23 protein-coding genes are annotated in these 20,772 nt (G+C 64.0%); 13 read left to right on the top strand and 10 right to left on the bottom strand.

Translation table 11 applies throughout. The features are described 5' to 3' along the window. Window positions 1-69: 69 nt before the first annotated feature. Genes PHS32_RS01100 through PHS32_RS01090 form a run of 3 tightly spaced genes read left to right on the top strand, consistent with a single transcriptional unit; the run spans window position 70 to window position 3,474 of the window. Window positions 70-990: a LysR family transcriptional regulator gene (locus PHS32_RS01100; RefSeq protein ID WP_301076911.1), complete on the top strand. Its 921-nt coding sequence runs from the start codon at window positions 70-72 to the stop codon at window positions 988-990. Next, window positions 987-1,841, top strand: a complete 855-nt coding sequence (locus PHS32_RS01095) for a ChbG/HpnK family deacetylase (protein ID WP_301076910.1) — start codon at window positions 987-989, stop codon at window positions 1,839-1,841. Before PHS32_RS01100 ends, PHS32_RS01095 begins: the two co-directional genes overlap by 4 nt. A 52-nt stretch (window positions 1,842-1,893) precedes the next feature. Continuing rightward, window positions 1,894-3,474 (top strand): glycosyltransferase family 39 protein, encoded by a 1,581-nt coding sequence (locus PHS32_RS01090; RefSeq protein WP_301076909.1) that lies wholly within the window; start codon window positions 1,894-1,896, stop codon window positions 3,472-3,474. Here the strand turns inward: PHS32_RS01090 and PHS32_RS01085 are convergent. The 3 genes from PHS32_RS01085 to PHS32_RS01075 form a co-directional block, all read right to left on the bottom strand. After that, entirely contained in the window at window positions 3,403-3,771 is a 369-nt protein-coding gene (locus PHS32_RS01085) for a GtrA family protein (RefSeq protein ID WP_301076908.1), read from the bottom strand. The two genes, PHS32_RS01090 and PHS32_RS01085, sit on opposite strands and share 72 nt — an antisense overlap. Beyond that, window positions 3,768-4,781, bottom strand: a complete 1,014-nt coding sequence (locus tag PHS32_RS01080; protein ID WP_301076907.1) for a glycosyltransferase family 2 protein — start codon at window positions 4,779-4,781, stop codon at window positions 3,768-3,770. The genes PHS32_RS01085 and PHS32_RS01080 overlap by 4 nt, the downstream gene beginning before the upstream one ends. Window positions 4,782-4,874: 93 nt before the next feature. Further along, complete coding sequence (locus tag PHS32_RS01075) at window positions 4,875-5,213, bottom strand: PsiF family protein (RefSeq protein WP_301076906.1); 339 nt, start codon at window positions 5,211-5,213, stop codon at window positions 4,875-4,877. Between the two features lie 119 nt (window positions 5,214-5,332). Between PHS32_RS01075 and argS the strand changes: the two genes are divergently transcribed. The 8 genes from argS (at window position 5,333) to PHS32_RS01035 (ending at window position 13,410) form a co-directional block, all read left to right on the top strand. Beyond that, window positions 5,333-7,030 (top strand): arginine--tRNA ligase, encoded by a 1,698-nt coding sequence (argS, locus tag PHS32_RS01070; protein ID WP_301076905.1) that lies wholly within the window; start codon window positions 5,333-5,335, stop codon window positions 7,028-7,030. Window positions 7,031-7,136: 106 nt separating this feature from the next. After that, the gene (locus PHS32_RS01065; RefSeq protein WP_301076904.1) at window positions 7,137-7,733 is read left to right on the top strand and encodes an SPOR domain-containing protein; all 597 of its coding nucleotides are present in this window, start codon (window positions 7,137-7,139) and stop codon (window positions 7,731-7,733) included. 154 nt (window positions 7,734-7,887) lie between these two features. Continuing rightward, window positions 7,888-8,538, top strand: a complete 651-nt coding sequence (locus PHS32_RS01060; RefSeq protein WP_301076903.1) for a thiol:disulfide interchange protein DsbA/DsbL — start codon at window positions 7,888-7,890, stop codon at window positions 8,536-8,538. A gap of 119 nt (window positions 8,539-8,657) precedes the next feature. Next, window positions 8,658-9,278 (top strand): lipopolysaccharide transport periplasmic protein LptA, encoded by a 621-nt coding sequence (gene lptA / locus PHS32_RS01055; protein ID WP_301076902.1) that lies wholly within the window; start codon window positions 8,658-8,660, stop codon window positions 9,276-9,278. 8 nt (window positions 9,279-9,286) lie between these two features. Beyond that, entirely contained in the window at window positions 9,287-10,084 is a 798-nt protein-coding gene (gene lptB, locus PHS32_RS01050) for an LPS export ABC transporter ATP-binding protein (RefSeq protein ID WP_301077073.1), read from the top strand. Then, window positions 10,085-11,686, top strand: coding sequence for an RNA polymerase factor sigma-54 (gene rpoN / locus PHS32_RS01045; protein ID WP_301076901.1), 1,602 nt, complete (start codon window positions 10,085-10,087; stop codon window positions 11,684-11,686). It begins immediately after the preceding gene. Further along, entirely contained in the window at window positions 11,683-12,939 is a 1,257-nt protein-coding gene (locus tag PHS32_RS01040; protein ID WP_301076900.1) for a class I SAM-dependent RNA methyltransferase, read from the top strand. Before rpoN ends, PHS32_RS01040 begins: the two co-directional genes overlap by 4 nt. A gap of 30 nt (window positions 12,940-12,969) precedes the next feature. Further along, entirely contained in the window at window positions 12,970-13,410 is a 441-nt protein-coding gene (locus tag PHS32_RS01035) for a putative toxin-antitoxin system toxin component, PIN family (RefSeq protein WP_366143453.1), read from the top strand. A 78-nt stretch (window positions 13,411-13,488) separates the two neighbouring features. Here PHS32_RS01035 and PHS32_RS01030 read toward each other — a convergent pair whose 3' ends face one another. Beyond that, window positions 13,489-15,675: a phosphocholine-specific phospholipase C gene (locus PHS32_RS01030; RefSeq protein ID WP_301076899.1), complete on the bottom strand. Its 2,187-nt coding sequence runs from the start codon at window positions 15,673-15,675 to the stop codon at window positions 13,489-13,491. Window positions 15,676-15,729: 54 nt separating this feature from the next. Further along, the gene (locus PHS32_RS01025; RefSeq protein ID WP_301076898.1) at window positions 15,730-15,900 is read right to left on the bottom strand and encodes a hypothetical protein; all 171 of its coding nucleotides are present in this window, start codon (window positions 15,898-15,900) and stop codon (window positions 15,730-15,732) included. A 157-nt stretch (window positions 15,901-16,057) separates the two neighbouring features. On the opposite strand from PHS32_RS01025, the gene PHS32_RS01020 reads away from it, so the two are divergent. Next, window positions 16,058-16,891, top strand: coding sequence for a UPF0149 family protein (locus PHS32_RS01020; protein ID WP_301076897.1), 834 nt, complete (start codon window positions 16,058-16,060; stop codon window positions 16,889-16,891). A 39-nt stretch (window positions 16,892-16,930) separates the two neighbouring features. On the opposite strand, the gene PHS32_RS01015 is transcribed toward PHS32_RS01020, so the two are convergent. Both PHS32_RS01015 and PHS32_RS01010 read right to left on the bottom strand, forming a co-directional pair. Then, complete coding sequence (locus tag PHS32_RS01015; protein ID WP_301076896.1) at window positions 16,931-17,389, bottom strand: C-GCAxxG-C-C family protein; 459 nt, start codon at window positions 17,387-17,389, stop codon at window positions 16,931-16,933. A gap of 123 nt (window positions 17,390-17,512) precedes the next feature. Continuing rightward, complete coding sequence (locus tag PHS32_RS01010; protein WP_301076895.1) at window positions 17,513-17,890, bottom strand: VOC family protein; 378 nt, start codon at window positions 17,888-17,890, stop codon at window positions 17,513-17,515. An 88-nt stretch (window positions 17,891-17,978) separates the two neighbouring features. Here PHS32_RS01010 and PHS32_RS01005 point away from each other — a divergent pair, with 88 nt between their 5' ends. Next, window positions 17,979-18,854 (top strand): AraC family transcriptional regulator, encoded by an 876-nt coding sequence (locus PHS32_RS01005; protein ID WP_301076894.1) that lies wholly within the window; start codon window positions 17,979-17,981, stop codon window positions 18,852-18,854. A gap of 41 nt (window positions 18,855-18,895) precedes the next feature. Here PHS32_RS01005 and PHS32_RS01000 read toward each other — a convergent pair whose 3' ends face one another. The 3 genes from PHS32_RS01000 to PHS32_RS00990 all read right to left on the bottom strand — a co-directional run. Then, a complete protein-coding gene (locus PHS32_RS01000) occupies window positions 18,896-19,564 on the bottom strand; it encodes a DUF4440 domain-containing protein (RefSeq protein ID WP_301076893.1) in 669 nt (222 codons plus the stop codon). A gap of 50 nt (window positions 19,565-19,614) precedes the next feature. Beyond that, on the bottom strand, window positions 19,615-19,944 hold the full coding sequence (locus tag PHS32_RS00995) for a TfoX/Sxy family protein (RefSeq protein WP_301076892.1): 330 nt from the start codon (window positions 19,942-19,944) through the stop codon (window positions 19,615-19,617). Window positions 19,945-20,231: 287 nt separating this feature from the next. Further along, a partial coding sequence (locus PHS32_RS00990; protein WP_301076891.1) for a hypothetical protein occupies window positions 20,232-20,772 on the bottom strand: 541 nt, incomplete at its 5' end.

Genomic DNA, 20,772 nt, shown 5'->3' with positions numbered 1-20,772 from the left:
CCACCGCTCGCATCAGGATTGCATCAGGAAGACCAGGCGGCTGGGCCGACAGGTTGATAATCGGCGCTCATGAGCAAGCTCAAGCAACTTGAATCCTTTGTCTCGGTCGCCACCCGCGGCAGCCTGACCGCGGCGGCGCGCGCCGAAGGCGTGGCGCCGGCCATCATGGGGCGCCGGCTCGATGCCCTGGAAGAACGGCTGGGCGTCAAGCTGCTGGTGCGCACCACCCGGCGCATCAGCCTCACGCACGAGGGTAGTGCGTTTCTGGAAGACTGCCAGCGCCTGCTGGCCGACCTGGCCAATGCCGAGGCCAGCGTGTCGGCCGGCGGCGTCAAGGCCAGCGGCCATTTGCGCATCACGGCGCCGGCCGGTTTTGGGCGCCGCCACGTGGCGCCGCTGGTGCCGCGCTTTCGGGAACTACACGCCGATGTCACCATTTCGCTGAACCTGAGCGACCGCGTGGTCGATCTGGCGGCCGAGGGCTTCGACTGCGCGGTGCGGGTCGGCGACATGCCGGACTCCAGCCTGATCAGCGTGCGCCTGGCCGACAATCGCCGCCTGTGCGTGGCCACGCCCACTTACCTGCGGCAGCACGGCACGCCCCTGCACCCGGCCGAGTTGGTCAATTTCGATTGTCTGACCATGTCCAGCGATGCTTCGCAAACCCGGGGTTGGGCTTTCACCATGCCCAAGGGCGAAGGCAGCGAGCTGATTTATCTGAAACCCGGCGGGCCGCTGAACTGCTCCGACGGCGAGGTCTTGCACGACTGGTGTCTGGCCGGTTATGGCATTGCCTGGCGCAGCACCTGGGAGGTGGAGGCCGAGGTTGCGGCCGGCGCCCTGGTGGCGGTGCTGGAAGATTTTGCGGCGCCGGCGAACGGTATTTACGCGGTCTTTCCGCACGCCAGGCACATGCCGCTGCGGGTGCGCCTGTGGATCGATTTTCTCAAGCACCATTACAGCCAGGCCGGCTTCTGGCGCGCCCAATGATTTCCGGCGGGCCGGTCGCCGGCAAGGGCGTCATCCTGTGCGCCGACGACTTTGCCGTGCATGCCGGCGCCTCGCTGGGCATTGCCGCTCTGGCGCGCCAGGGGCGCCTCAGCGCCAGCAGCGTCATGGTGTTGTCGCCGCGCTGGCCGCAGGATGTCGGCTTGCTGCGCGCGCTGCCGCAGGCCATTGATGTCGGCCTGCACCTGGACTGGACCAGCGAGTTTGCGGTCGCCAGCGGGCACGGCCTGTCCTTGCCGGCGGCCATGCTGAAAGCCATGCTGGGCGGCTTTGCCCGGGGCGCCGGCGCGCGCCTGACGCGCTCGGTGATCGAGCGCCAGCTGGACCTCTTTGAGGCCCACTGGAAGGCGCCACCGGATTATGTGGACGGCCACCAGCATGTGCAGCAGTTCGCCGGCATTCGCGAAGCGCTGGTGGCCGCGCTGGTCAGCCGCTATGCCGGCCGCGGCAGTTCCAGCCCGTTGCCCTACCTGCGGATTTCACGCGCGCCGCCGGGCCAGGCCGATCTGAAAAGCCGGGTGATCGCCGCCCTGGGTGCCGAGCCGCTGGAACAACTGGCGGCGCAGGCCGGCATCCATGGGGCCGGCAGCTTGTCGGGCATCTACGACTTTGCCGGCGACGAGGCCCGCTATGGCCGGCTGATGGCGCACTGGCTGGCTGGCGCACCGGAGCGCAGCATCATCATGTGCCACCCGGCACAGACAGCGCCGGCGGACGATGCCATCGGCGCGGCGCGGGCGCGGGAGTTCGCTTATCTCGGCGGCAGCGATTTCCCGGCCGCGCTGGCCCAGGCCGGCGTCCGGCTGGTTCGGGGCGTTGCCGCGCAGTCGTGATCTGGTTGGCCGCCCCTGGCCGCCGCCAAGCCGGTCCATTTAGAATCCGCCGGTGAATACTTCGCTGACCGAACGTCAAAAATCCTGGCTGTTATTGGCCGCCTTGTGGTTGTTGCTGTTGCTGCTGGCGGCGCTGCGGCCGCTGGCGGTGCCGGACGAGGGGCGTTACGGCGAAATCGGCCGCTGGATGCTGCAAAGCGGCGACTGGCTGACGCCGCGCCTGAACGGCATTCCATTCTTTCACAAGCCGCCTTACCTGCACTGGCTGGAGGCGATCTCGCTGGCCACCTTCGGCATCAACGAGCTGGCCTTGCGCCTGGTGCCGGCGCTGCACGTGGGCTTGATGCTGGTGGCCTTGTACCTTGCGGCACGCTCTATCGGCGGCGAGCCCCTGGCGCGTCGCGCCGCCCTTATGCTGGGCACCAGCCTGACCTTTTTGATTGGTGGTCAGTATGTCAACCACGACATGCTGGTGGCGAGTTGGATCGGAATTGCGATCTGGTGTTTTGCCTTTGCCTTCATGGCCGGCGACAAGCCCAACGCGACGCTGGCCCGGCTCGGCTTTGCGGCCTGCGCCCTGGGCATGCTGAGCAAGGGCTTGATCGGCATTGCACTGCCCGGCCTGGTCATTTTCATCTGGCTGATCTGGACCCGCCAGTTCAAAAAGATCTTGCATTTGCCCTGGCTCAGCGGCCTGGCGCTGTTTGCCGTGATCGCCCTGCCGTGGTTCGTCGTTGCCCAGCAAAAATACCCGCAGCTGTTTGACTACATGTTTGTCAACCAGCATTTCAAACGCTACACGGCCAGCACTTACAACAACCCGCAGCCCTGGTGGTTCTACCTGGCGGCGCTGCTGTTGTTGTTGTTCCCCTGGGTCTTTTTCATAGGGGGCCAATGGCGTCGGCAAGTCAGCCAGGCACCTGCAGTGGCGCCGCTGGTGGCCAAAGAGTGGCGCAGCTTGTGCTGGATCTGGGTCGTCGCCATCACCGTCTTCTTTTCGATTCCCAATTCGAAACTGGTTGGCTACATAGAGCCGGTGATTCCGCCGCTGGCGCTGCTGGCGGCTCTGGGCTGGCAGCGGGGCATGGCGCAACGCGCGCGCGCCGGCCAGATCTTTGCCGCGCTGTGCCTGCTCAACATCGGCATCGCCACGGTCATCGTGACCCAGGTCGCCAAGGTCACGCGCGATGGGCGGGCGCAGGATCTGGCCCAGGTGCTGGCCTGCGCCGCACAACCCACGGACAATGTCTATGTGTCCGGCGCCTACCCCTACGACCTGCCGTTTTATGCGCAGACGCGCAAACCCCTGCTGGTGCTGGAGGACTGGCCGCTGCTGCGCCAGCAGGCCGGCGACGGCTGGCAGCGCGAACTGTTCGAGGGTGCCGATTTCGATCCGCAGGCGGCCCGGGTTTTGCAGTCGCTGGACCAATTGGCGCAGGCTGGCAGCGTCAGCGGCAACTGGTTTGTCGAGCGCGCCGGCAAACCGATAACCGCCGGCCAGACCGGTTGGAAGCTTTTTTATGAAGGGGCCGGCTGGCGGCTCTACCAGTCCGCCAGTCAGTCAGCGCCGAAAGGCCCAGAACCGGCTCAGCACGAAGGTCTGCCCGGCTGCAAAGAGCAGCGCCACAAATAAGGCCAGCAGCGACGGCCAGCGCAGGCCGCGCAACAACAGCACAAAGACGATTTCATTGCTGGCAAAACCGGCGATGGCGGTGACGGCAAAGCGGGCCAGGCTGGTGCCCACACTGGTGGCGGCGTCCTTGAAACTGAGCAGCCGGTGGCCGGCAAAGCTGACAAAAAAGGCAATGCAAAAGCCCAGGGCATTGGCCAGTTCGGGCCACATCGAGCTCCGCGCCAGCGTGAAAACGGCCATGTGCGTGAGGGCGGCGCTGGCCCCCACCAGCAAAAACCAGAAGCTTGAAGGGCTCAAAGCAAGGACGCTTCCCGGTCTTGCGCCGGCTCGGCCTGAGCCTGCGCCAGGGCCGCAGGCAGCCCGCTGCCCTGGCGCAGGCTGATCAGGTAGGCCGGCCGCTGTTTGACCTCTTCATAAATGCGGCCCACATACTCTGCCAGGATGCCGACGGCCAGCAACTGGATGCCACTGAAGAACATCATGCCGACGACGATGGTGGCATAGCCGGGCACCGCGATGCCAGTCAAAAAATATTCCCCCACGACCCAGGCGCCATAGCCCAGTGCCAGCGCCGACAGCACCAGGCCCAGCGCCGTCAAGGCGCGCAAGGGGGCAATCGAAAACGCCAGCATGCCGGTCAGTGCCAGCGAGATCGAGCCGCGCAGTCCGAAATTGCTGCGGCCGTCGGCGCGCGGCAGGGGCTGGTAATCGATGGCCGTGCTGTTGAACCCGACCCAGGCGTACAAGCCCTTCATGAAGCGGTTGCGTTCGGGCAGCCGTTTCAGGGCTTCCACCACCTTGCGGTCCATCAGCCGAAAGTCGCCGGCGTTGGGCGGAATCTTGACCCGGTTGCCGAAGTTCACCAGTTTGTAAAAAAGCCCGGTCAGGCTGACCTGCAGGCTCGACTGGTCGTGCCGGCTGCTGCGCACCGCGTACACCACGTCCGATCCCTGGCGCCATTTTTCCAGCATCTGGGGCAGCAGCGCGACCGGGTGCTGGCCATCGGCGTCCATCAGTATCACGACCTCGCCGCGGGTCGCATCGATGCCGGCGGTGAGCGCCGGCTCCTTGCCGAAATTGCGCGACAGTTTCAGGTAGACCACTTCCACGTGGGCGGCGCACAGCCCCTGCATGACCGCCGCCGTGTCGTCGCGGCTGCCGTCATCGACCACGATCAACTCGACGCGCTGGCTCAGGGACGCCAGGGTGGCCAGAATATGCGGCACCACCGTGCCCAGATTGCGCGCCTCGTTGAAGGCCGGAATCACGCAGGAGATCGAAGGGGACTGGGCGGTGCGGTTCATCATGCCCGCATCATGCCAAAAGAAAACCCCGCCGGGCAAGCCCGGCGGGGAATATTTCTCGACCGATCGATGGATCGTCAGAGGCCGGATAGCGGCTTATTTGCTCAGACAGTCTTTCATGAAGGCTTTGCGCTCGTCGCCTTTTTTGCCGGTGGCTTCCTTGTTGCAGGATTTCATTTTGTCCTGCTGCGTGACCTTCTTGTCGGCCGCCGGAGCGGAAGCCGGGGCCGCCGGGGCGGCCGCCGCCGCTGCCGGTTTGGCGCTCAGGCAATCCTTCATGAAGGCTTTGCGTTCATCGCCTTTCTTGCCGGTGGCTTCCTTGTTGCAATTGGCCATCTTTTGTTGCTGTGGCGTCTTGGCGGGGGCATCGGCAGCATAGGCAGCGCCCAGCGAAACAGACAGACCGACCGCCAGCAGGGTGAATAATTTTTTCATTGTGCTTCCTTAAAAAATGAGGTTGAGGGGGAATCCCGGGACTGGATTCCACCACATAACGCCGGCTCTGGCAAAGCCGATGACAAGGCCTTATCCCGGCGTCCCCGTAAAATCGAAACATGCTGTCCGTAAAAATTGAATTGCTGCAAACCCTGGCCCAGGTGCTGGAAAAAATGTCGCCCGGTGCCGGCGCCAAAGCCGTCTTCGAGTCGCCCAAGGTGGCCGCGCATGGCGATCTGGCCAGCACCGTGGCGATGCAATTGGCGAAACCCCTGAAGCTCAATCCACGTCAGCTGGCCGAGAGCCTGCGCAGCGCCTTGCTCGACACGCCGGCCTTTCAACGCTGGGTCGAGGCGCTCGATATTGCCGGCCCCGGCTTCATCAACATCCGGCTCAAGCCCGAGGCCAAGCAACAAGTGGTGCACCAAGTGTTGTCCCAGGGAGCGCAGTTCGGCTGCCAGCCGGCCACCGGGCAGCGCCTGCTGGTGGAGTTCGTTTCGGCCAATCCGACCGGCCCGCTGCACGTCGGTCACGGCCGCCAGGCGGCGCTGGGCGACGCCATCTGCAACCTGTACCAGACCCAGGGCTGGCAGGTCTACCGCGAGTTCTATTACAACGACGCCGGCGTCCAGATCAACACCCTGGCCACCAGCACCCAGTTGCGCGCCCGCGGTTTCAAGCCGGGCGACCCCGAGTGGCCCAGTGGGGAAAATGCGGCCGCCTACAACGGTGATTACATCGCCGACATCGCCGCCGACTTCCTGGCCAAAAAGACCGTGCGCTCGGATGACCGCGAGTTCACCGCCTCGGGCGACGTCGAGGCGCTGGACGACATGCGCCTGTTCGCCGTGGCCTACCTGCGCCACGAGCAGGACCTGGACCTGAAGGCGTTTGCTGTCCATTTCGACAACTACTACCTCGAATCCAGCCTGTACCTGAGCGGCAAGGTCGACGCCGTGGTGCAAAAACTGCATGACGCCGGCAAGACCTACGAGCACGACGGCGCCCTCTGGCTCAAGACCACCGAGTACGGCGACGACAAGGACCGCGTCATGCGCAAGGGCGACGGCAGCTACACCTACTTCGTGCCGGATGTGGCTTACCACATCAGCAAATGGGAACGCGGCTTCGAGAAGGTGGTCAACATCCAGGGCACCGATCACCATGGCACCATCGCCCGCGTGCGCGCCGGCCTGCAGGCCGCCAACGTGGGCATTCCCCAGGGCTACCCCGACTACGTGCTGCACACCATGGTGCGCGTGGTGCGGGGCGGCGAAGAGGTGAAGATTTCCAAGCGCGCCGGCAGTTATGTGACGCTGCGCGACCTGATCGAGTGGACCAGCAAGGACGCCGTGCGCTTCTTCCTGCTGAGCCGCAAGCCCGACACCGAATACACCTTCGACGTCGACCTGGCCGTCGCCAAGAACAACGACAACCCGGTCTATTACGTGCAATACGCCCATGCCCGCATCTGCTCGGTGCTGGCCGCCTGGCGCGAGAAGGACGGTGGCGATCTGGCGAGCCTGAGTGAGGCCGATCTGACGCCACTGCAAAGCCCGCAGGCCTTGGCGCTGCTGCTGCTGCTGGCCAAGTACCCCGAGATGCTGAGCGCCGCGGCGCAGGATTTTGCGCCGCACGACGTCACTTTCTATTTGCGCGAACTGGCGGCCAGCTACCACAGTTATTACGACGCGGAGCGGATTCTGGTCGACGACCCTGTTGTCAAGCGGGCCCGGTTGGCGCTGGTCGCAGCCACCGCGCAGGTGCTGCACAATGGCCTGGCCGTGCTGGGTGTCAGTGCCCCGCAAAAAATGTAAATCAATAAGCTTGCGGGACAGAGCTTCAGCGCTGTCCCCAACTAAACCAATAACCTTGCGGGACAGACCTTTAGCTCTGTCCCCAACTGATTAGAGAGGGTAGTGCATGAAACAGCAACGCGGCGGAACCATTCTGGGTTTTGTGATCGGCGTCGTGGTCGGCCTGGCGGCCGCTCTGGCGGTTGCCGTCTACGTCAACAAAGTCCCGATTCCGTTCATCAACAAGGGGCAAAGCCGAACCCCCGATCAGGACGCGGCGGAGGTCAAGAAGAACAAGGACTGGGATCCCAATGCCCCCTTGTACGGCAAGAATCCGGCCAAGCCGGCGTCGGCGGCAACGGCCCCGGCAGCCGCCATGGGTGCCGCCTCGGCCCCGATCCCGGCGGCCAAAGCCGAGCTCAAGCCGGCGGTCACGGCCGATCCGCTGGGCGATCTGGTCAAGGCGCGCGCCGCTGCCAGTAACGAACCGTTTATCTACTTTGTCCAGGTCGGGGCGTTCCGCACCCCCGAAGACGCCGAAAGCCAGCGTGCCAAGTTGTCGCTGGGCGGCGTGGAAGCCAAGGTGTCCGAGCGTGAGCAGTCGGGCCGCACCGTTTACCGGGTCCGCGTCGGTCCTTTTGACAAGAAGGAAGAGGCCGACAAAGCCAAGGAAAAACTCGATGCCGCCGGCCAGGAGACGGCCCTGGTGCGGGTGCAGCGCTAGCGGCGCGGGTAGCAACTGCTGGGGTGTTGCGGGAACTTATGGGCCGGCCCCGAGTCCACCTGTTGGTCCGCGCCAAGCCGCCGGCCGGCTCGCGGCGGCGCTTGGTTCCTCGCCGTGACGGATTTGGGTCTTGATTTAACTGGAGTTTTTGAAGATGAAACGTCGTGATTTTTCCCTCGCCTGTGGCGCTGCCGTTGCCGGCTCCGTAATGCTTCAGTCGAACGCGCTGGCCCAGGGCAAGCCCCCGGAATCCGGTGTCGACTATCTGGTGGTGGAAAAACCCGCCGTGGTCGAAGCGCCGGCCGGCAAGATCGAGGTGGTGGAGTTTTTTTGGTACAACTGCCCGCACTGCAGTGCCTTCGAACCGACGTTCGATGCCTGGACCAAGCGCGTTCCCAAGGACGTTGTGGTGCGACGGGTGCCGGTCGCTTTCCAGGATAGTTTTGCACCGCAGCAGCGCCTCTACTACGCCCTGGAGGCGATGGGTTTGGTGGCCAAGCTGCATGCCAAGGTGTTTACCGCCATTCACGTCGAAAAGAAAGACCTGGCCAAGGGCGACGCAATTACCGACTGGGTGGTCAAGCAGGGCGTCGACAAGGCCAAGTTTCTGGAGCAGTACAACTCGTTCTCGGCGGCCACCAAGGCGACGCGTGCCGTCCAGTTGCAAAACGCCTACAAGATCGACGGCGTTCCGGCGTTGGGCGTGGCCGGTCGCTATTGGACCGATGGCGTCATGGCCAAGAGCATGGAGCGTGCCCTGCAGGTGGTTGAGTTTCTGGTAGGGCGCGCCCGAAGCGGCAAATAAGCGCTGTGGACGATGCATGAGGGTCCTGATCGGGCCCTCTTTGCACGGGATGCCGGCCAACTGTCGCCGGTGGTCGTTACAATCAAAAGGCAAGACCTCTGAGCAAGATTCGTGCCTTTATGAAACCACCCCATTTCCCCTTTATTTTGACCGCTGCCCTGGTTCTTTTCACAGGCCTGGCCGACGCTGAAAACGCGGATCGAAACAAGCCCATGAATGTCGAGGCCGACACCATGCGCTACGACGATCTGAAGCAGACCACGGTGTTCGCCGGACGGGTGGTCATGACCAAGGGCACGATCCTGATCCGGGGCGCCCGGATCGATGTGCGCCAGGACCCCCAGGGCTACCAGTTTGGCTTGGTGACGGCGGAGCCGGGCAAGCTGGCGTTTTTCCGGCAAAAGCGCGAAGGGTTGGAAGAATTCTTTGAGGGCGAAGCCGAGTCCATCGAGTACGACGGCCGCGCCGATGCGGTCAAGCTCGTCAACAACGCCCAACTGCGCCGCTTCCGTGGTGCCGCGCTGAGCGACGAGTTCACCGGCGGCGTGATTTTCTACAACAACACCAGCAACCTGTTGAACATCGACGGTGCCCCGGCCAAGGCCGCTGCTGGCGCGCCGACGGGACGTATCCGGGCCATGCTGACGCCCAAGCCGGAAGCCGGCGCGGCAGCTCCGGCCTCGGCCCCGGTCACACCCGCGCTGCGTTCCACCGGCACGCTGGGTCAGGAGAAGAAGTGACAGCAGACGTGACGCCCGAGGGGCAGGTCGCCGAAGCCTCTTCGCGGGTTGATGCGGCCTGCTGCGAGAGCCGGCTCGAAGTCCGCCATCTGCAGAAGTTCTATGGCAGCCGCAAGGCCGTCAAAGACGTGTCCCTGGTGGTGTGCAAGGGCGAGATCGTCGGCTTGCTGGGACCCAATGGCGCGGGCAAGACCACCTCGTTCTACATGATTGTCGGTTTGGTGCATGCCAGTGCCGGCGATATCACGATCGACGGCCAGTCGGTGGCCCACATGCCGATGCACCGGCGGGCCCGCCTGGGCCTGAGCTACCTGCCGCAGGAAGCCTCCATTTTCCGCAAGCTCAACGTTGAAGAGAATGTGCGCGCGGTGCTGGAATTGCAGCGTGACGAGAGGGGCCAGCCGCTGGCCAAGGCGGAGATCGAAAAGCGTCTGACCGGCTTGCTGCAGGACTTGCGGGTCGAGCACCTGCGGCAAACGCCGGCGCTGGCCTTGTCGGGCGGCGAGCGCCGACGGGTCGAAATTGCGCGCGCCCTGGCCACGCAACCGCGCTTCATCCTGCTCGATGAGCCGTTTGCCGGCATCGACCCGATTGCCGTGATCGAGATCCAGCGCATCATCAGTTTTCTGAAGAACCGTGGCATCGGGGTGTTGATCACCGACCACAACGTGCGCGAGACCTTGGGCATCTGCGACCACGCCTACATCATCAGCGATGGCAGCGTGCTGGCGCAAGGCACCCCGGCCGAGATCGTCAACGACGCCGAAGTCCGGCGCGTGTATCTCGGTGAACACTTCAAGATGTAGATGAAACAAGGACTGTCTCTCCGGGTTTCACAGCACCTGGCGTTAACGCCGCAGTTGCAGCAGTCGATCCGGCTGTTGCAGCTCTCCACGCTGGAGCTCAGCCAGGAGGTCGGGCAGATGCTCGACGAGAACCCGTTTCTGGAGCTTGACGCCGAGTCTGCGCCGCGCGAGGAATTTGGTCTGGCGCAAGCCGACACACCACCTCAAAAAGACGAGGCGGAGGCTGAATTTGCCGGCCTGGCGGCGCCTGACTACGCCGCATCGACATCGTCCAGCGTCGAAAATGACGCCGACGCCGCACCCCTGTCGGCCGACGATGGCCAAAGCTGGGAGGGCGACGGCAGCGCCCCCCTGGCGCCCGACGACAGCGAGTGGGGCGGCGATGCCCGGCCCCATGGCAACAACCTCGGCGCCGATGAAGAGACCGACGTGACCGAGTTGGCGCGCAGCCAGCAATCGCTGCAAAGCCATCTGCACGCCCAGGCGCTGGCCTTGCGCCTGAGCGCGGAGGACTGTGCCGCGTTGCGCTTTCTGATCGAGTCGCTGAACGACGAGGGCTATCTGGAAGACACACTGGAGTCGCTGGCGCGGGGACTGGCCGGCCAGGATGAGGAGCAGGTTGAACAACTGGTGCACCACTTCACCGTCGCCCTGGGCTTGCTGCAAAGCCTGGAGCCGGTGGGCGTCGGCGCGCGCGATCTGGCCGAGTGCCTGACGTTGCAACTCAAGGCCTTGCTGAAGCCCCAGCCGGTCGACCCGAGCCAGGTGCTGGCGAATCAAGCTGTGCAGGTGGCGCTGCGCATTTGTGCCCAGCCGCTGGACCTGCTGGCCCGGCGCGACATCAAGCGGCTGACGCAACTGTGCCATGCCAGCGACGCCGCGGTGCGCGAGGCAATTGCCCTGATCGGCCGTCTGGAGCCCAAACCAGGCCGCCGCTTCCTGGATGTGGAGCGCAACATCGTGGTGCCGGACGTGCTGGTAGTCAAGGTCGGCAAAGGCGGCCAGGCCCGGTTTCAGGTCCGGCTCAACCCCGACGTCATGCCGCGTCTGCGCGTGCACGACATCTATGCCAATGCCCTCAAGCAGCACCGGGGCGGCGGCAGCGACGGCGCCAGCTACGCCGCGCTGCAGCAGCGTCTGCAGGAGGCGCGCTGGTTCATCAAGAATATCCAGCAGCGCTTCGACACCATCCTGCGCGTCAGTTCCGCCATCGTCGAGCGGCAAAAGAGTTTCTTCAGCCATGGCGAGCTGGCCATGCGGCCGCTGGTGCTGCGCGAGATTGCCGACGAGCTGGGCCTGCACGAGTCCACCATCAGCCGGGTCACCACCGCCAAGTACATGGCGACACCGTTCGGCACCTTCGAGCTCAAGTACTTCTTTGGTTCCGGCCTGGGCACCGACTCTGGCGGCAATGCCTCCAGCACCGCGGTGCGGGCCCTGATCAAGCAATTCATTGGCGCCGAGAATTTGAAGAAGCCGCTCAGCGACAACCAGCTCTCCGAGATGCTCAAGGAGCAGGGCATAGAGTGTGCCCGCCGCACCGTGGCCAAATACCGCGAAGGGCTGCGCATTGCGCCGGCGTCTTTGAGAAAGGCTTTATGAACCAGCTTCAACTATTTCTCCCCTGTTCCGCCGGTGTTGAAGAGTACCTGGCGGCCGAAGTGCAGCGCATCACCGGTTTGCCGGTGGCCGAGGTGCTCAAGCAGCGTGGCGGCGTGGCGCTGCGGACCAGCTGGCGCGATGTCATGCTGCTCAACCTGCACAGCCGGCTGGCGCAGCGCGTGTTGCTGCTGCTGTCGTACACCGGCTACCGCAACGAGCAGGACCTGTACCGTGCCGCCAGCGAAGTGGCGTGGGAGGTCTGGTTCACGCCGCGCGAGTCGATCAAGGTGGAAGTGACGGCGCAGCACAGCCCGCTGACCTCGCTCAATTTTGCCGCCCTGAAAATCAAGGACGCGGTGTGCGATCGCTTCCGCGTCAAGGCCGGCGGCGTGCGCCCCGACGTCAACACCCAGTGGCCCGATGTGCGCATCTACACGCATCTCGGCACCGACAGTTGCTCGCTCTACATCGACACCTCGGGCGAGCCGCTGTTCAAGCGCGGCTGGCGCCAGGACAAGGGCGAGGCACCGCTGAAAGAGACACTGGCCGCCGCCATGATTGCCGCCAGCGGCTGGCTGGAGGGCGAGGCCGATTTGCTGCCGCTGTACGACCCCTGCTGCGGCAGCGGCACCATCGCCATCGAGGCGGCCCAGATGGCCTGCAATATTGCGCCCGGCAGCTTGCGCCACTTTGCCTTCGAGAAATACCTGCCGTACCAGAAGCACGTCTGGGATGCCATCAAGAAGGAAGCCAGCGACGCCGAAGTGGTCCGGGCCGCCGGCCAGCAAGCGATTATTTTCGGCAGCGACGTGGCGCACCGCATGGTCGACTTTGCCCAGCGCAACGCGCAGCGCGCCGGCGTGGCCGACGTGATCGAGTTCCGCGGCGGCGACGCCTTGCAACGCATGCCGCCCAGCACTACGCCGGGCGTCATGCTGCTCAATCCACCCTATGGCGAGCGGATCGAAGTGGCCGGCGTGGCGGGCGCGCACAAGGGCGGACGCGAGCAGGCGCAGCTGGAGGACGGCGGCGAATTTTTCAGCCGGCTGAGTTCGCACTGGAAGAAGAACTACCCCGGCTGGACCGCCTGGGTGCTCTCGCCGGACCTGAAACTGCCCGGCAAGATGCGCCTGAAAGAATCGCGCCGGGTGCCCATGTGGAACGGCCCGATCGAGTGCCGCCTGTTCCGTTTCGACATGGTGGCCGGCAAGATGGCGGAAAAATTGGGGTCAGATCCCAATTCAGGACCCTGATGCCATCGAAACACGAAGCGGTGAACGAAATTGGGCTCTGACCCCAAATTTCCGATGGCGACCGAAGTTCACACTATCGTCCTGGACACCAACATCGTGCTGGACCTGCTGGTCTTTGACGACCCCGCTGTGCAGGCCCTGAAGCTGGCGCTGGCCGCCGGAGCAGTCCGCTGGCTGGCCACCGCTCCCATGCGCGAGGAACTGCTGCGCGTGCTGGACTACCCGAAGATCAAGGCGCGTCTGGCGCTCCAGCAACTTGATGCGGCGCAGGTGCTGCGGCAGTTCGATGCCCAGGCCCGCTTGGTCGATGTTGCCACCAGGACCAAGCCGACATGCAGCGACCCGGATGACCAGAAGTTCATCGATCTGGCGGTCGCCCATCAGACCACGCTGCTGAGCAAGGACCACGCCGTGCTGTGTTTGAAAAAACGCCTATTGACGTTGGCGGTCAAGGCGCAAACAGTCCTCTGAAGCCGGACCGGGCGCCAACAGAAAAAGAGCCCGCCCGGCATTGCCGGGCGGGCTCCTGTCATGAAGGCGCGGTTGTGCTCAGGCGATTTTGAGCTGATCGCCGATCGCCACGCCACCCTGTGCCGGATCGCTGATGCTGGCTTCGCCGGTCTCCACCCGGCCGGCAAAACGCCGCGAGAAGCCCGGCAAGCCCTTGACCGTCAGCGTGAAGTCGTACCAGTGGCCGCTGGCCTGCAAAGACCAGTGCTGCTCGATCTTGTCCTTGGCCGCCAGCGTGCCGGTCCACGGACCCTCGCTCAGGTAGGCGTTGGCGGTGATGGTGTAGCTGGCCGCCGCGCTGCCATTGTTGACCAGCTTGAGATAGACGTTGCCGTTGGCGATGTCGTAGCAGACCTGCACTTCGGGCAGCGGGTCGGCGGCGGTCGTCACCGCCGTACCGGTGAAATGGCGGTGGTAACCGGCCGGGCCCAGCACCCAGAGGTCGTAGGCGCCGTTGTCGGCGGCCAGGTCCCAGTTGCCGACCAGTTGCTTGCCGGCCTCCACCGTGTAGCGGCGCGGAATCTGGTCCAGGTGCTTGCGATCGTAGACATGGAACACGGCGCCGGCGCTGCCGGTATTGCTGAAGGTCAGCGCGATGGAACTGGCCGACAACACCTTGGCGGCAGTGTGCAATTCGTAGGGCAGGGCACGCGAGGGCCGGCTGCCGGTGGCCTGCGTCGGCAGATTGGGCAGTGCCGGCGTCGGCGGTGTCGTCTTCTTGGTCAGTGCGCGTGCCCGGTTGGCCAGTGCCACGGTATCGGGGAACTTCTTGAGGAACGCGGTGTTGTCCGGGTCCTTGAAGTTGAAGGCGCTGGTCAGATCGCCGCAGACGGCGCGGCGCCAGGCGCTGATGTTGGGCTCCATGACGCCGAAGCGCTGCTCGACAAAGCGGATCACCGAGGTGTGGTCGAACACCTGCGAGTTGACCCAGCCGCCCTTGGACCAGGGCGAGATCACGTACATGGGCACGCGCGGGCCCAGACCGTAGGGACGGTGCAGCGCCAGCGGCTCGTACGGATTGGTCTGGTAGGGCAGGATGATTTCGTGGTACTCGCCTTTGGTGTCCACGGTGGAGGCGCCGGCCAATACCGCTTTCGCCGGATCGGCGTCATAGCTGGTGTAGCTGGGCGCCGCCGGCGGCGGCACGTGGTCGAAGAAGCCATCGTTCTCGTCGAAGTTGACGAACAACACGGTCTTGCTCCAGACCTCGGGGTTGGCGGTCAACGCATCCAGCACCTTGGCCGTGTAGTCGGCGCCCTGCGCCGGGCTGGAGGGGCCGGGGTGCTCCGAGCCCTCGGCGGTCGCCACGATGAAGCTGACCTGCGGCAGCTTGTTGGCCAGCACGTCGGCCTTCAGCAGGTCCAGGTCGCGCGTGCTGACGCCGCGGTCCTTGAGCGATTGCGAATAGCCGGGCTTCATGTAAAACGCGTCACGGAACACCTTGAAGCCGGCCAGCGGGTTGTCGGTGAAATTGTCTTCCATGTTCTCGTAGACCTGCCAGCTGATGCCGGCGCTCTCCAGCCGCTCGGGGTAGGTGGTCCAGCTGTAGCCGCCGTTCTTGCCGGGGTCGGATTCGAACCAGTCGTAGTCGTTGTAGGTGGCCGGGCCATTGGCCTTGCCCAGCGGGTCATTGCTGCCGGTCCAGTTGTACAGGCGGTTGGTGTTGGTGCCGCCCTGGAACGAGCAGTGGTAGGCGTCGCAAAGAGTGAAGGCGTTGGCCATCGCGTACTGGAACGGCATGTCGGCTTCGCTGAAGTAACCCATGGCGTGGTTCTTCTTCCACTTCGGCCAGGCGTTCATGCGGCCGTGATCCCAGGCCGCTTGCGCGTCCAGCCAGGCGTGCGGCGTGCCGTTGACGCGCATGTAGTCGAAGGTCTGCACCGTGTTCAGGCGAAACGGCGCAATCATGCGCGGATTGGCCGGGTCGCTGTCGTTGGCCTGGAACCAGACGTTCTTGCCCTGGTTGCCCAGCGCATCCATGACCGGAATCGGGAACCGGTCGCCGAAGCCGCGCACGCCGGCGAGGGTGCCGAAGTAGTGGTCGAAGGAGCGGTTTTCCTGCGTCAGGATGACGATGTGTTCGATGTCCTTGAGGGTGCCGGTCTGGTTGTTGGCCGGAATCGCCAGGGCTCTGCGGATGGCGGGCGGGAACATGGCGAGCGCGGCCGTGGCACCAGCGGTGCTGACGACGGTGCGCAGGAAGTGGCGTCTGCTAGGGATGGTCATGAAGAGGTCTTGAAAAAAAGTGGAGAGTTGGGAATCGGTAAATGCCGAGCGTGGTCAGGATGCGCAGCGCATTTGCGGCGCCTTGGCGTCGGCGGACGGAGTCTGGCTGTTGCCGCCGCCGCAGGCGCTCAGCAGGGTGCAGGTCAGCAAGAGCGCGACGGCCAGCGGGCGGTACAAAGCAGGCACATTGGCGCGTGCTGTCGTGGAACATGGATTGGGCTTCAAGTAAATCTCCTGATATCCATTGGTGGAAAACAAAACCCGGCCAGCATGACCGGGCAGCCGCCGAGAATACGGGTGGCATAAGACATGGCTGTGACAGCCCGGGCGCCGTGGCAGGGCACAATGCGGCTATCCCCCAACCGAACGCCTGAGCGTCACCATGAACCAAGACTTGCCCCCTGCTGCCGCCTATCCTTCGGGTCTGTCCGCGGCCCTTACAGCGGCGCCGCTGAGCGCCGACGAGTTCGACGAGATCGACGCCATCTTGGACGACCTGCGCAGCCGCTACGACGAGACCCCGCAGTGGGAGTTTTGCGAAGGCTTCATGGCCGCGCTGATCTGCTGCCGCCGCCTCATCCCGCCCTCGGAGTACCTGCCGGTGTTGCTGGCGATCGGCCTGGACGGCGAGGAGGATGAGGGCTCATTTGCCGACGCGGCCCAGGGCCGGCGCTTTTTTGAACTCTGGACGCGGCGCTGGAACGAAGTGGCGCAAGCGCTAGACGCCGAGATCGATTCGCTCGACGACGCGGCCGCCTACCAGCCCGAGGTGATGGACGTGCGGGGCGCCATCGCGGCCTTGCCGGAGGAGGAGCGCGCCACCCTGGAAGGCGACCCGGTGCCTTCCTTCGGCCAGATCTGGGCGCTCGGTTTCATGTATGCGGTGGAGGCTTGGCCCGAAGAGTGGGCGCCGCCGCGCGACAAGGAGGCCGTCAAGTGGCTCGACGAAGCGCTGGACGCCATCGTGGCGCTGACCGAAGACGACACCGAGCCGGCCACGCTGTCGGTGCTGGACGACGCCGCGCCGCCCAGCATCAGCGTGCAGCGCCTGAACGCGTTTGCCGATGCCGTCTGGGCGGTCTACGACTTGCGCGAGCTGTGGCGCAACTTCGGCCCGCGCGTGGAGACGGTGCACGCCGAGGCCAAGCCGGGGCGCAACGACCCGTGCCCGTGCGGCAGCGGCAAGAAATACAAGAAGTGCTGCGGCGCGATGTGAAGCCGTCCGCAGCCGTGCCGTGTCCGCCGGCCCGTCTGTCTAGCCCTTGATCTCGCTGACAATGCGCGCCGCAATCTCGGCCGCCTTGCCGGTGTATTGGACACAGCGCTGACCCAGGCGCTGGTCACGAAACGTGGCTTGGCCTTGCGGGGTATTGAGATCGCATCCCAACAGGACGTGACAGTCGCGGGCGCCAAACTCCTGCTCGAACTCGCGAATGAGCCGCTGCGTTGCCTCGTAGGACGGTTGCACCGACGCCTTGGCTTCGCTGCGACCGAGCGCCAGACTGACACCCATCATTGCGCCGGTGAGCGCCCCGCAAGTGCCGCAGGTTCGGGCCATCCCGCTGCAAAAGGCGGTGGCGGCCCTGGGCAGCAGATCAGACTCGATGCCCTGTGCCCTGGCCAGCGCCAGCACAACGCTCTCGGCGCAATACAGGCCGGAGGCAAACGATTCTTCGGCCGAGTTGCGGACGTTCGATGCAAATTGCGATTCCATGGGTGGCTCCTGAGTACCAGTACTTCCCCCGGGACCGTTCTGCCGGGATCTGTTGAACCGCCGTATTCTGGCATTTTCACAAGATCACATCCGCTCCGCTGCGGGTCACGGACTCTACCGGTATTACTCCGCTCGGGCGCAATAAGCCTCGATCCGATAACCGTCGGGATCGACGACGAAGGCGGCGTAGTAGTTGTCGCCGTAGTCCGGACGCAGCCCGGGGCGGCCGTTGTCCTGCCCGCCCAGCGCCAGCGCGGAGGCATGGAACGCTGCCACGCTGGCGCGGGTCGGCGCTCGGAAGCAAAAATGCAGGCCGGAGCTAGGGTCCGGCGCGACCGGGCTGCCGCTGTGGCTAATCCACAGTTGCACGCCATCCTTGCCGTAGCCCAGCGACGAGTCGCCCGGACTCAGGCAGGTGTAGCCCAAGGGCTGGAGCGCGGCGTCATAAAACAATTTAGCGCGGGCAATGTCCGACACCCCAATGGAAACGTGATCGATCATGTGGCTACTTCCTTGAATGAGTTTTGGAGCCGCCATGGTGGCACGCCGGACGATGCGTGACTTGGGGAAAATTGCTAACATTATTCGCATGGCACGGCATGCTGTTGATATGGGGGAACTGGAGTCCGACGGCCCACCCGGTGCGCCGCAGGCACGCACCATTGCCACCGCGGCCGACTGGGACATCGCCGAATACACCTGCCACTACGGGCCAGGGGATCGCGCCTTTGAAGAACAGCATGGGCACTACACGATTGCCGCAGTGATGCAAGGCCACTTCACCTACAGGACTGACAACGGGCGCGGGCTGATGCAACCGGGCGCCTTGTTGTTGGGCAACCAGGGAAAATGCTTTGAATGCGGCCATGAGCACGGTATCGGCGACCGCTGCATCGCTCTGCATATCGCGCCACAACTGTTTGATGAAATCGCGGCCAGTGTCACCGGCGCGCTGAACTACAAATTCCGCCGCGCGGCACTGCCGCCCATGCCGGGGTTGCTGCCCCAGGTGGCAAAAATCGAAACCCTGGCCAGCCAGGGCGATGCACTGCTGATCGGGCAAAGTGTGCCGACGCTGGTGGCCTCGATACTGTCCGCAGCCTCGGGCCAACAACCGACGCGCCGGGCAGCCACGGCTCGCGACGAGCGACGGGTCAGTCGGGTCTTGAGTTACCTGCAGGCAAACGCCAGCAAGGAATCCCTGGGGCTTGACGAGTTGGCGGATGTCGCCATCATGAGCAAGTACCATTTTCTGCGCACGTTCCAGCAAACGGTGGGCGTCACGCCGCACCAGTACCTGCTGAACCTGCGCTTGCGCGGCGCGGCAGTGCGCTTGGCGACCACAAGCGAGCCGGTCACAAAAGTTGCTTTGGACAACGGTTTTGGCGACCTGTCAACCTTCAATGACCGGTTCAGGCGCGTGTTTGGCACGCATCCCCTAGCCTATCGCGCACGCGGCGGATAGCCCGTTTGGAGTTGGGGCTGGAGACTATTCCCTTGAGCGGCTCAGCTTGCACCCTCCGTCGCCGCGAAAGCTTGCACCAGCATGAGCGCAGCCGAGCGAGCCAGCGCAACGTCCCGTGGTGATGTACCAAGGTCCTGCTCGAATCGCAGGACCAGTTGTGCGTAGAGCTTCAGAAGATGGGCGGTGCCAGCCTTTGGCAAGGACGACAACCGGGCCTCCATGCGAACCACTGTTGCGTCCAGCTCGGCAGTGGACAGTTGTTCAGGATCGGAAGGTTCGGGTGTTCCCTGGTGGTGGACGAGCTGCCAACCGGTTGCACCGCGAGACCAGATTGACGCGCGGCGAGCGCTGTTGGCAAGTTCGCCGCCAGGCCCGAGGTGCGCCGACCTGTACGTCAGCAACGCTGTCGACTGGTCAAGGGACAGAGCATTGAACTCCCCGGACCAAACGTCGGGCCGCTCGTCTTCAGCGAGCAGTCGCTTGATGATGGCGTCACGCGTGTAGCAACGGCCGGATCGGCCGACCTCCGTGAAGTCGGGGTGCAGCAACTCTTCGAGCCGCTCACGCGAGCCGCGAGCGGTGGGGCGATGCAACTCAACCTCAAGTTCGCGCAGTTCGCTCAGCAGCGCTGCCTCTTCCATAGTCGACCCAATGTCCGCCGCCAGCGCGGAGCGCTGGATGTTCGGAGGAATGAATGGTGGGTGATTCATGGCTGAGCTCCAACGAAACCGATGGCTTGTTGCAAGTGTGGAATGACGTCCTATTTCAGGGGTAAAGATCGGACAAAATCGAGTGCACAGGTCAACAGTTTATGGCGGAGCGAATCGTCGCCATAGGCCTGGGAATCGGCGCGAACCCAACCCTGCATGCGCCGGGTGCCCGAGAACATTGGAACAATGCCCGGGGTTTGAAGCGCCCACCCATCCTTGTCTTTGCCTAAACGCACCAGCATTCCGTCAGCGCGTGCGCCGCACAGCAGCCTGCCGTCCAGTAGCCAGGCCCAGCCGCCGAACATGGCCTTGTCTGTGATGCCCGGTTCCGCTCTCAGCTCATCGTTCAGCAGTTCTTCCAGGCCTTTATCGCGTGCCATGATTCATCCGATTCTGGGTGGCGCAACCGTTTGTGGGGGAGTCGATAAATAAGCGTGGGTCAGGTCTGCGGGACGATTGCATAGTCCGGTGCGAATGCTACTACTGTTGCCGTTGATTCTGCAAAGTTCGAGCGCATGCGCGGGCATCCATGCCGGTCAGATGGACTGCCAGGTTAACGAGGAGGTTGGCAGGGAAAAACTCTCGTCGGGAGAGCGGAATTCCGGCACCCGTCATCAACGCTGCCGCGACGACGACGGGTGCTTGGGTGGTCATACGCCGCTGGGGGTCAATTTCCGCTCCCCTTCAACACCGCCGTAACGTCGCCAATATTGGCGCCAGCGAGTCGGGCCAATTCACTTGAGAAGGTGTCTATGGCGGCAGGTTCTACCGCCAGGTCGAACTCCGCCAAATTGTTATCGGAACGGGCGTTATGGCAGGCAACAATATCCGCGACCTTTACTCTAACAAGCACGTGTCCGGAACCATCTACGCAGAAAAAGTGAACGCTGAAGTAGGAGAGGCGGTCGCTGGAATACGTTGAAAAGTGGACTTCATCGGCTGTCGATTTCGGGAAGCCGCCGATTGCTAGCGACAACTTTGTCATTTCTTGCCTTGTCGTATAGCAGCGCGCCTCTCCGCAGAATTTGCCATTGGCGGCGCAAATGGCAATTTCAAAAAGGCCGTCATCCTCCCAGACGGAACTAATCAAATGGGAGATCCCCCGGCTTTGCCGGGGTGGCAGTAGGAGTTTGACATATACGTAGGTGTCCATCGCAGAAACTACCAATCGTGAGCCGCCAAGCAAACGAAAGGAGAAACTGGATGGA

The organism is Rhodoferax sp. (genome assembly GCF_028714215.1).
In the GTDB taxonomy this organism is placed as follows: Bacteria; Pseudomonadota; Gammaproteobacteria; order Burkholderiales; family Burkholderiaceae_C; genus Rhodoferax.
Note: the sequence above shows the minus strand (reverse complement) of the source record. Positions and strands in the feature narration are given on the sequence as shown.